The organism is Melioribacter sp. Ez-97 (genome assembly GCF_051488665.1).
Taxonomy (GTDB): domain Bacteria; phylum Bacteroidota; class Ignavibacteria; order Ignavibacteriales; family Melioribacteraceae; genus Melioribacter.
The window spans coordinates 1-9,698 of sequence record NZ_JBPSEG010000023.1 but is presented as its reverse complement, the minus strand read 5'-3'; the positions used below and the strand labels follow the sequence as shown (position 1 = coordinate 9,698).

Genomic DNA, 9,698 nt, shown 5'->3' with positions numbered 1-9,698 from the left:
TCAGAACCCCCTAACCACCAATCCCTAATCCTATATTAAAAAATCTTGATTTTTTTTTGAAATTTAGTAAAATTATCTGAGAATAATTGCAGGGCAGATACTTCCCGGTTTGAGTAAGTTCATTTCATTTTACTGGGGGTGGAATTGATGGATGAAGTAAATTTTAGTTTATACGGTAAAATTATTTCTCTACCACTTTTACTAATTGTGGTAGGGGGGTATGTTTTTTATTTTAACAAATATAAAACAGGAGGTGCAGAATGAAAAAGAAGTTTATTTTGTAATTATATATATACAGTTAACTCCAGATAAATTTTGTGATTTTACTATTAAGAAACTGCATAACAAAAGAGGATATCCTATATAACTAAATGTATGTTAATTATCCTTTTAAAAAATTATAATGTTTCTTGCTCATAAAGTGTAAAAGAGTAATGAAGGAGGTAAAATTAATGCGAGATTTATTAAGTCAAGTAATGAAACTTAAGGTTCCTTCTATCATCCTTATTTTTGGGTGTGTACTTTTTATTTTTTTTCAAATATCATGTGAGGATTATGGAATAAGCCCCGGGAATGTTTCGAATGAAGAATGGTATGGACAAGTTGTTTCTGAGTTTGTATTTGAAGTGCTTAAACCAGATGGCACTGTATGGACATGGGGAAATAATTATGCGGGAACACTTGGGAACGGAACAACAAAAAACAGCGATACCCCATGTAAAGTTTTGAATCTGAGTAATGTTATTTCAATTGATCAGTTTTGGGGTGCTGCTATTGCAGCGGACAGAGATGGTAATATTTGGTTTTGGGGGAGTTATGTAAATTGGGTACCCCCGCCAAATGACAGTACTGTTTCAATACCAAAGAAAATTGCTTATCTAAGTGATATTAAAAGCATAAGTTTATGGGGGTCTGAGGTTTATCTTTTAACTAGAGATGGTTCCATATGGTTTATGAATATTGACCCATATTCTAGGCAAGTTATTAAAGGTCCTATTCGATACAGTGAGATTAATAATGCTATTGCAATTGATAATCAGTATGCTTTACTATCTGATGGGAAAATTTATCATCTTGGTACAAATGAGTATCTAACGAATGTTCCAAACGGAGTTATAGCGATACAAAGTACTCAGCAACGCATGGTTGTATTAAGTAGTGATGGAACAGTATGGGCTTGGGGTAAAAATAACTTTGGTCAATTGGGGAATGGAACATTTGAGGACAGTGAAGTTCCTACGAAGGTAAAAAATCTCTCCAATGTTATTGCTATATCAGCAAACTACGATTATAACTTAGCTTTAAAGGAAGATGGAACAGTATGGACTTGGGGCTATGCAGGACATATGGGAGATAAATTAGTTGCTTTGAACACTCCTATAAAAATAGATGGATTAGAAAATGTTGTTCTTATTTATGCGGGTGCTAATTGCCTTGTAATGAAAGCAGATGGAACATACTGGATATTTTCTGTTGGCGAGAGAATACCAAGACAAGTGCAGTTCAATTGATGGTTTTAATCTTTTAAATTTTTTGAATTAATTAAGCTTACAAAAGGTTTAAAATATTAGGAGGTACAAGAATGAGTAATATAATAAGACGTTTGATTGTTGTTGTAATTATTATATTCTCCTTTATTTCTATTCAGGCCCAGCGCGGAAGCGGAGTATACGAATACCCTATTAAACCTGGTACATTGGAGTGGAAAGCTCTTACATCTCATTACCAAATGCAGAAGGTATGCCAGATACCAGAAGCTATACTTAAAAACATGTCAACAGATGACCTTATAGAAACGTGCTTGAGCTATCCCCTCTACGGGGATATTTTTGCGTTCGATGAATTTCAAGTGGGATTTGAATCAGTAACTTCAGGGTTCAATGGTTTGCAAGAATTATTAAGAAGGAAGGATGCAGGTGTCAAACTAATTGAAAAATACAGACAAATGGATCCATGTGCGATTGACGAAAGCTGGTCATTAGATGATAAAGGAGAATATGCAGCTAAATATTACAGTATAGAAATCTTATTAGCTCAGAATGATATAGTAATCAACCTTTCGAAGGAGCAGGAAAAATTGTTGATACTTGAGTGCATCAAAAAAGCACAAACCAAAAGCAAGTACCCTGAAATCTATGGAATCCTAAGCTTCGGAAACATTGCATTGGTTACAGGGAGAATTATGTTGAAAGATAATTTTCTCCCATTTACAAAGGAAGTACTAACAGATGAAAAATTGAGAGCATTTCTTAAGGACGCTTATGCTCCGAATGCAAATTTAGTGAATAAAATATTAGACTATGCGAAACAATATTTGAGTGAAAATTAATAGGGGGTAAAAAATATGAAATTAGAAAATATTAAGAAGGAGAGTTTCATACTTTTAATTTTACTAGAATTTTGTGTATTGACTAAAGTTCTCGCAGATTCGCAAACAACAATATATACTCCACAGGGTTCAATAGTTCCAGATACATACATATGTGACGAGATGTCACCTTCTGAGATTGCTGCATTGAATAAATGGGCTACAAATACCTATCCAAATGCAATTTTGATATCCAATGCATCTTCGACATATAATTGTCATGGTTATGCGTGGTATGTATCAGAAGGAGGAAGTCCTGTTTGGATTGGTTACAATACCTTTACAGCCGAGGATATTTATTGGCAAGACAATAGTTATGTTGAGCAGTCATCAGAAACAAATGGACTTAAGGTTTCGTATCTTCCTGATAATCAAGCTAATCATTCAGCCATCACGACCTCACAGTCCGGCATATTTATATCAAAGTGGGGACCTGGTCCTTTGATGCAACACGCGTACAATTATTGTCCATATTGGTATGCCGGAACAACTTACTTAAAGTACTATAAAAGAAATAATGTATATGGTGTTCCAGCCGACTTTTCTACTATTACTGTGGCTTTAATGTCAGTTCAAGCTGGACAAACAGTTGTAGTTGCGGCAATTAATCACAATGTCTATAGCAATGCTCAAATAAATAATGGTATTACACTTAAAATCAATACGGGCTCATATTTAAACTTTTATAACGGTTCTTCTCTTATTGTCAACGGCACACTAAATGCCGACGGAGCTACCTTTGACTTCATTTCCCCCAGCGGTTCAAACGGTATTAAATTTAACAGCGGCTCGGATAATTCTATAATTAATCAATGTGTAATAAAAAATGCCTCGCGTGGAGTCGAGTGCAACGGGGTTCTTCCTATTATTCAAAACTCTACTTTTACGAATAATTCTTCTGGCATCTGGCTGAATAATATTGGTACTATTACAAAACAAATTTATAATAACTCTATTCAATACAGCACTGCTCACGGTATTGCTCTCTACTATTCATCACCTCATATTGCTAAGAATTATATTTATGGTAATAATAATGGCATATTTGCTCTTGGTTCATCACCTTACATTTATGATAATTATTTTATGAATAATTCATATGGTGTTTATCTCGTAAATCAAAGTTCACCAAATATAATGGGTTATAGCGGTTACTATGCTAATGCTCTGGTTGGGAATAGCACTGCAATTTATGCAGACGGTCAATGCAATGCTTATATCAATGGTAACAATGTAGATATTTACAGCAGCTATGCTGTAAGAGCAAATAATCCTAATTTAGTGGTTGCTATAAACAATTGGTGGGGAATGTATCCGCCAAATCCTGATTATTTTTACGCTACAAACGGTGCACAGATATATTACCTACCTGCATCTGCAAGTCCATTCCCAAATAATTATTACCCGCAGCTAGGGAAAAGATCCTCTGTAGTTGTAGATAATATCAATACAGAGCATAATAACTCAGAGCCTTCGGGATTTTCGTTGAACGAAAACTTAGCAAAAGCTATCCACTTGAAAATAGATGGTAAATACGAAGAAGCAGTCTCGATATATATTAAGGAATTAAGGAGAGACAGAAACATAGAAAGAAGGAAATATATATTATCCCAGATAGCTGATTGCTACAGAATATTGGGGAAAGGTGATTTTATTGATTTGCTTGATAATGAAACTAAAAATAGTTTATCGGATGATAATGAATTGTATGTTTGGGTACTTGAACTTGAAAACATGTTTCTTATAAATAATCGAAAGTATGATACTGGAATAAAAAACTTAGTGACATTAAAAGAGAATTATTCTCAATATGAAAATGTAGAAAAGAATGCATTATTTAATTTAGGTTACATTTACTCTGAGCTTCTGAAAGATAAATTGAACAGTAGAATTTATTTCTCCGAACTAAAAGAAAAATATCCCGAAGACATTTTAACATACAATGCAATGTTAATTACGGGGGAAACAGAAACAATACCAGAAATATTGCCAAAAAGGAAAATCCCGGACAATAAGCACAAGTCTGAAATTATCGGAATGTATAATTATCCCAATCCCTTCAACCCAACAACAGTAATCAGTTATCAGTTGCCCGAGAAAAATTTTGTAACAATAAAAATATATGATATACTCGGCAGGGAAGTAGCAACGTTAGTAAATGAATTTAAGGAAGCAGGAAATTACAGAGTAGAATTTTCAGCAGATAAGTATCAACTTTCCAGTGGAATATATTTTTACACATTAAAAGCTGGGAAGAATTATGCAGTTAAGAAGATGATGCTGGCGAAGTAGGTTAAATTACCGGTATTGCCAAATTCGTGTTTAGGTCCGGGCGCCTGCCTACCGGTGGACAGGTTCTTCGTGCGGAAGTTAGGGGGGAAAGATAGAGATTCTTCACCCGCCGATGGCGGGTTCAGAAAGACATAAAGTATTAATATTACTTTCACCATTGCTTTGAGCATCACAAATACAGCAATTTGTCTTTCTGAGGAGATCCGACGTAGACGGAACGACGAAGGATCTTGTATGGCAATTTGATCTACTTAACTGACTTGGAGATTCTTCCTCCGCCTGCGGCGGAGTCGGAGTGACCGTGACCTTTGCGTCCGTGGCGCGCTTTGAGGTTTAATTTGAGTTTGCTACGTCATTCGCATAAAGCTCACTCCTCGCAAAGAAGGGGGCGTTCGGGAGCGCTGAGGTTCAATGTTCTTCGTTAAAAAGAGGCGCATATTATATGTCAAAACAATCAGCTATTGTATATCAACATATAACAAAGAAAAAAGAATTTCTGTCCTCTAATCCCTAAACCCTGATCCCTAATCGAACAACAAACATTGAACCCCAAAACCAAGAACCCCAGCCCCCTAACCACCAATCCCTAATCCTATGTTAAAAAGTCTTGACTTTTTTTTTGAAATTTAGTAAAATTATCTGAGAATAATTGCAGGGCAGATACTTCCCGATTAGAGTAAGTTCATTTCATTTTACTGAGGGTGAAATTAATGGATGAAGTAAATTTTAGTTTAGGCGGTAAAATTATTCCTCTGCCACTTTTACTAATTGTAGCGAGGAGTAATTTTTTGTTTTACAAAAATAAAAGAGGAGGTATTGTTATGCTTCAGATGGAAATGGAATTTCCTAAATTTACATAAGAGTAAAAAAGGAGAATTCCATGCAACAAAGAAAACACTACACAGCCGAACAAAAAGTAATGATTCTAAGAGAACTCTTGGAGAACAATGTTCCAATTAGTCAGTTAGCCGAGAAGTATAAAGTTCGTCCAAACGATATTTACAACTGGAAGAAAAAATTATTTGAGTCGGCTACAGAAATATTTATGCCAAAGAAGCCTAATACAAAACAAACAAGCGCAGAACAAAAGAAGATCGAAAAGCTTCAAGCGAAGCTAAAAGACCGTGATGAAGCCATCAGTTATCTTCTTAGGGAGAACATAGAAATAAAAAAAAGTATCTCTGGGGACGATTAAATGCTAAGTGGGTCGAACCTGACATACGAGATAACATTGTGAGTTTTACTAAAATGATGAGCCTAAAAACCGATACTCCGATAAATAAATTGCTGTTGATGATTGGTATTAATTCCAGCAAATATTACTCTTGGATAGACCGTAATGAAAAACAGAATAATCATAACGGTTTTATTCCAAAGAAGCATTGGATACTTGATTGGGAAAGAGAAGCAATTATTAACTATGCCCGTCTTCATATTGGCGAAGGCTACCGGAGATTGACTTATATGATGCTTGATGAAAACATCGTAGCTGTAAGCCCTTCGACCACATACAGAACGCTAAAATCAGCTAATTTATTGAATCGCTGGAATAAAGTTAAACATTCTTCCAAAGGCAGCGACTTTGTTCAACCGACCATGCCGCATCAACACTGGCATACTGATATCAAATACGTCAACTTTCGGGGAGCGTTCTTATTCCTCATCTCGGTTATTGATGGTTACTCTCGTTATATCGTCCATCACGAAGTAAGAACTAACATGCAAGAGTATGACATTCAAATTGTTGTTCAGAGAGCATTGGAAAAATATCCCGGCGTTAAACCACGACTGATTACCGACAACGGTTCCCAGTTTATTTCCAGGGACTTTGCGGAATATCTTAAAGAAGTTGGGCTTCAGCATATTAGAACTTCCATTGCCTATCCCCAGAGCAATGGTAAGATTGAACGATATCATAGAACCGTTCACGAAGAATGTTTGGCTACTAAATCATTGATTAATCTTAACGATGCCAGAAAACAGATCGCTGATTTCATTGAATTTTACAATACCAGGCGATTGCATAGCTCTTTGTTCTATTTATCTCCGGATGATTTTTTAAACAACAGAATTACCGAGAAACTTGAAGCGAGAAATACTAAATTGCAGTTAGCTAAAAAAATCGCTATGAAAGTGGCAGACATTTACGCCATGAGGTGATGCATGTATCCTAATTTTTCACCTTAATTAAATAATCCGAAGTTCCATTTCACGCTGAACCAATACAGTATAGTATAAAAAAGACATAGGTTTATATTAATATCCTTTTGATGTTGAATTTAGGGATATAATTTTTATCAATTAAAATGAAGGTAAGGTTAATGGAAAAGATATGAAAATAATTACGGTGGTGCAGTTATAGTACATACTTCCAATTGAGGTACTGTACATAATTCACAACTGAAAATAGATATTATGAATCAATTAAAGGCGAAGTTCTTTAAATAATAATAAAAGGAAAATACCTTCCCAAATAGAACACTGTTAAAAAAAATATTAAATAGGGGAAAATATTATGAGCATTCAAACAAAAATAATGATGATATTTTTCTGTATGCCTATGTTAATATTTTCTCAATGGCATAGTATTGAACTTTCCAATAAAAATAATCTCACTGATATTTTTTTCTTGAACGAGAATATTGGTTTTTGTATTGGCGATAACTCTATGTTACTAATTACAGAAGATGGAGGAAAAATTTGGAAAACTAAAATATTGGATAATGCTAAACATCAATTAAATAGAATTACATTTATTAATAATGAAGTGGGTTTTATAATAGGTAATGGTATCGTATATAGAACTACAGATCAGGGTCAAAATTGGAACCTCATTTTTTCAGATTCATTATTAAATTTTATTGATTTGGATTTTTATTCGATAGAAAAAATTTGGCTCTGTGCAGGCATGACAAATACTGAAACTCGTTCTGTTATATATGAATCTAGTGATACTGGAAAGACTTGGTATAAAATCTTGGATACTGATGAGGTACAAAAATTAAAAGGATACAGGATACAAGCAGTAAATATACTCGACGAAAATTCTGTACTCATTTTATGTAGTGCTTCCATTGATCCATTAGGCCCAACATATATTTATAAATCAACTGATAATGGCGTAAATTGGAATTATTATAGTGAAAATTTTCATTATACTTGGGGTTTAACGAATACTAGTATTGATACTATTTGGGCATGGGGAACAGGATTAGAGCTGTCCATTGACTCTGGAAAAACATGGAGTTCCAATGACTTTAAGTTAATTAAAGAAGATGGTTCAATTGAAAATCTTATTGTTGGAACAATTATAGACCTTAATATTTCTAATTATTCTAAAGTACAATTATTAGAAGTAAAGGATGGGAATTATTCAATTTTAGTAAATAAAGAAGACAGTAATTATTGGGAAAGGATTAATATCCCGACAGTAAAAAGGCTTAATTCAATGTATTTTGCTAATAAAGAAAATATTTGGTGTGTTGGAGTATCTGGAACATTAATTACTAACAATAAAATTTTAAGTAGTATTAGAGATTACCCTCATTTTGATATGAGCAAAAATTTTGATGTTTTAGGAAGTTATCCCAATCCATTTAATGCTAGTACTAAGATTAAATATTCAGTAAAAAAACCTTCCTATTTGACCTTATCATTATATGATTTAACTGGCCAAAAAATTATTCTTTTTTCAAATCGTTACCATCCAAATGGGGATTATAATTTCAACATTTCATCCGAAATATTAAATCTTTCTAGTGGCATTTACATCTATTCTTTGTCAGATTCAAGAACTGCACTATTAAACAAATTATTATTAATAAAATAAGATTCATAAAAACAAGGGGGTAACTATGAAATTTAAACTTATATGTAAATATTTTTTGCTTTTTATGATTTATAGCTCCGTACCGTTAATTTCCCAGGCTCAATATAGTTTGCTTGAGTTGTGCAAAGAAAGCGATGACATAATTGTTGCTGAAATTACGCAGATTAAATCATCTTATAATAATTCAAATGGAAGAATTACTACTAAAATTTCTTTGAAAATTGATGAAAGGATAAAATCGAATTATTTAAAAAATATTCAAGAGTTCGAATTGGTATATCCTGGGGGTGAGTATGGAGATATTATTCAAATTATACCCGGGGCACCTCGTTTTAAAAAAGGTGAAAAAACAATTCTTTTCCTTAAAAGAAATAATATAGCTCAAAAAAAATTCTTGTATGTTTTTGGATTGTCGGAAGGTAAGTTTAATATAATTAATGATGGTAATGGTAATGAGTATATATTAAGAGACTCAGGCAATGATAATTTAATTATATCAACTTTAATGAAAAAAGAAATTATTCTTATGAATTCGGTTGAGAGAGTGTCTAAAAAAGACTTTATTAATTTGATTAAAAGTTTGCTATAACTAAAAAATAGGAGAATAATAAAATGCACTCATTAAAATATTTTTTGATTATTCTATCAATAATATTTTATTTGTTTTCAGATGTTTCTTATTGTGAAAGATATATTAATGCTAGAGATTATTCAGGATACGCGCCACCCGGGATTTCTTCTTTGGGTGTTGGAAATTATATATTCTGGAATTCAGGAATAACATGGTATTTACATCTTAATGCTTATCTCTCGACACAACTACCAAATAACGATGCTGTTATGTCATTAATTGAGAATGCATATAGCCAATGGGAAAGTGCTGCGATTAATTGTACAGCAAATTATGGTGGCCTTACTGCCAATACTTATGGAAATGATGGACAAAATGTTCATTTTTGGGTTTCGGATCCAACAGATTCTATTTATTCTGTGCTTGGGCCTCCTGGTAGTGGAAGAGCAACCGCTGTTACATATATAACAGTCAATAGCGTAGGTGTAATAATTGATGCTGATGTTATTTATGAAGGATATTATCGGCATGGATGGGATGATGGTGGCTATTACGATATCTGGGGAATTGCTCTCCACGAGATAGGGCATTGTATTGGTTTACATCATTCAGAAGATCCCAATGCTGTAATGTATAAT

General features: G+C 33.5%; 9 protein-coding genes. All 9 read left to right on the top strand.

Translation table 11 applies throughout. The features are described 5' to 3' along the window. Positions 1 to 452: 452 nt before the first annotated feature. Complete coding sequence (locus ACSSWA_RS14795) at positions 453 to 1,511, top strand: RCC1 domain-containing protein (RefSeq protein ID WP_437357407.1); 1,059 nt, start codon at positions 453 to 455, stop codon at positions 1,509 to 1,511. A gap of 71 nt (positions 1,512 to 1,582) precedes the next feature. Then, on the top strand, positions 1,583 to 2,329 hold the full coding sequence (locus ACSSWA_RS14790; RefSeq protein WP_437357405.1) for a hypothetical protein: 747 nt from the start codon (positions 1,583 to 1,585) through the stop codon (positions 2,327 to 2,329). 15 nt (positions 2,330 to 2,344) lie between these two features. Then, positions 2,345 to 4,660: a T9SS type A sorting domain-containing protein gene (locus ACSSWA_RS14785; protein ID WP_437357403.1), complete on the top strand. Its 2,316-nt coding sequence runs from the start codon at positions 2,345 to 2,347 to the stop codon at positions 4,658 to 4,660. A gap of 710 nt (positions 4,661 to 5,370) precedes the next feature. After that, a complete protein-coding gene (locus ACSSWA_RS14780) occupies positions 5,371 to 5,520 on the top strand; it encodes a hypothetical protein (RefSeq protein WP_437357401.1) in 150 nt (49 codons plus the stop codon). Positions 5,521 to 5,540: 20 nt separating this feature from the next. Next, positions 5,541 to 5,855, top strand: a complete 315-nt coding sequence (locus tag ACSSWA_RS14775; RefSeq protein WP_437357399.1) for a transposase — start codon at positions 5,541 to 5,543, stop codon at positions 5,853 to 5,855. A gap of 38 nt (positions 5,856 to 5,893) precedes the next feature. After that, complete coding sequence (locus tag ACSSWA_RS14770) at positions 5,894 to 6,820, top strand: IS3 family transposase (RefSeq protein ID WP_437357397.1); 927 nt, start codon at positions 5,894 to 5,896, stop codon at positions 6,818 to 6,820. Positions 6,821 to 7,175: 355 nt separating this feature from the next. Further along, on the top strand, positions 7,176 to 8,489 hold the full coding sequence (locus ACSSWA_RS14765) for a YCF48-related protein (protein WP_437357395.1): 1,314 nt from the start codon (positions 7,176 to 7,178) through the stop codon (positions 8,487 to 8,489). A gap of 25 nt (positions 8,490 to 8,514) precedes the next feature. After that, entirely contained in the window at positions 8,515 to 9,078 is a 564-nt protein-coding gene (locus tag ACSSWA_RS14760) for a hypothetical protein (protein ID WP_437357393.1), read from the top strand. 23 nt (positions 9,079 to 9,101) lie between these two features. Then, the coding region (locus ACSSWA_RS14755) for a matrixin family metalloprotease (RefSeq protein ID WP_437357391.1) at positions 9,102 to 9,698 on the top strand (597 nt) is incomplete at its 3' end.

Bases quoted from the DNA above. Each gene is read 5' to 3' on its own strand.
- ACSSWA_RS14795 (WP_437357407.1), top strand. From the start codon at position 453: ATGCGAGATTTATTAAGTCAAGTAATGAAACTTAAGGTTCCTTCTATC.
- ACSSWA_RS14790 (WP_437357405.1), top strand. From the start codon at position 1,583: ATGAGTAATATAATAAGACGTTTGATTGTTGTTGTAATTATTATATTC.
- ACSSWA_RS14785 (WP_437357403.1), top strand. From the start codon at position 2,345: ATGAAATTAGAAAATATTAAGAAGGAGAGTTTCATACTTTTAATTTTA.
- ACSSWA_RS14780 (WP_437357401.1), top strand. From the start codon at position 5,371: ATGGATGAAGTAAATTTTAGTTTAGGCGGTAAAATTATTCCTCTGCCA.
- ACSSWA_RS14775 (WP_437357399.1), top strand. From the start codon at position 5,541: ATGCAACAAAGAAAACACTACACAGCCGAACAAAAAGTAATGATTCTA.
- ACSSWA_RS14765 (WP_437357395.1), top strand. From the start codon at position 7,176: ATGAGCATTCAAACAAAAATAATGATGATATTTTTCTGTATGCCTATG.
- ACSSWA_RS14760 (WP_437357393.1), top strand. From the start codon at position 8,515: ATGAAATTTAAACTTATATGTAAATATTTTTTGCTTTTTATGATTTAT.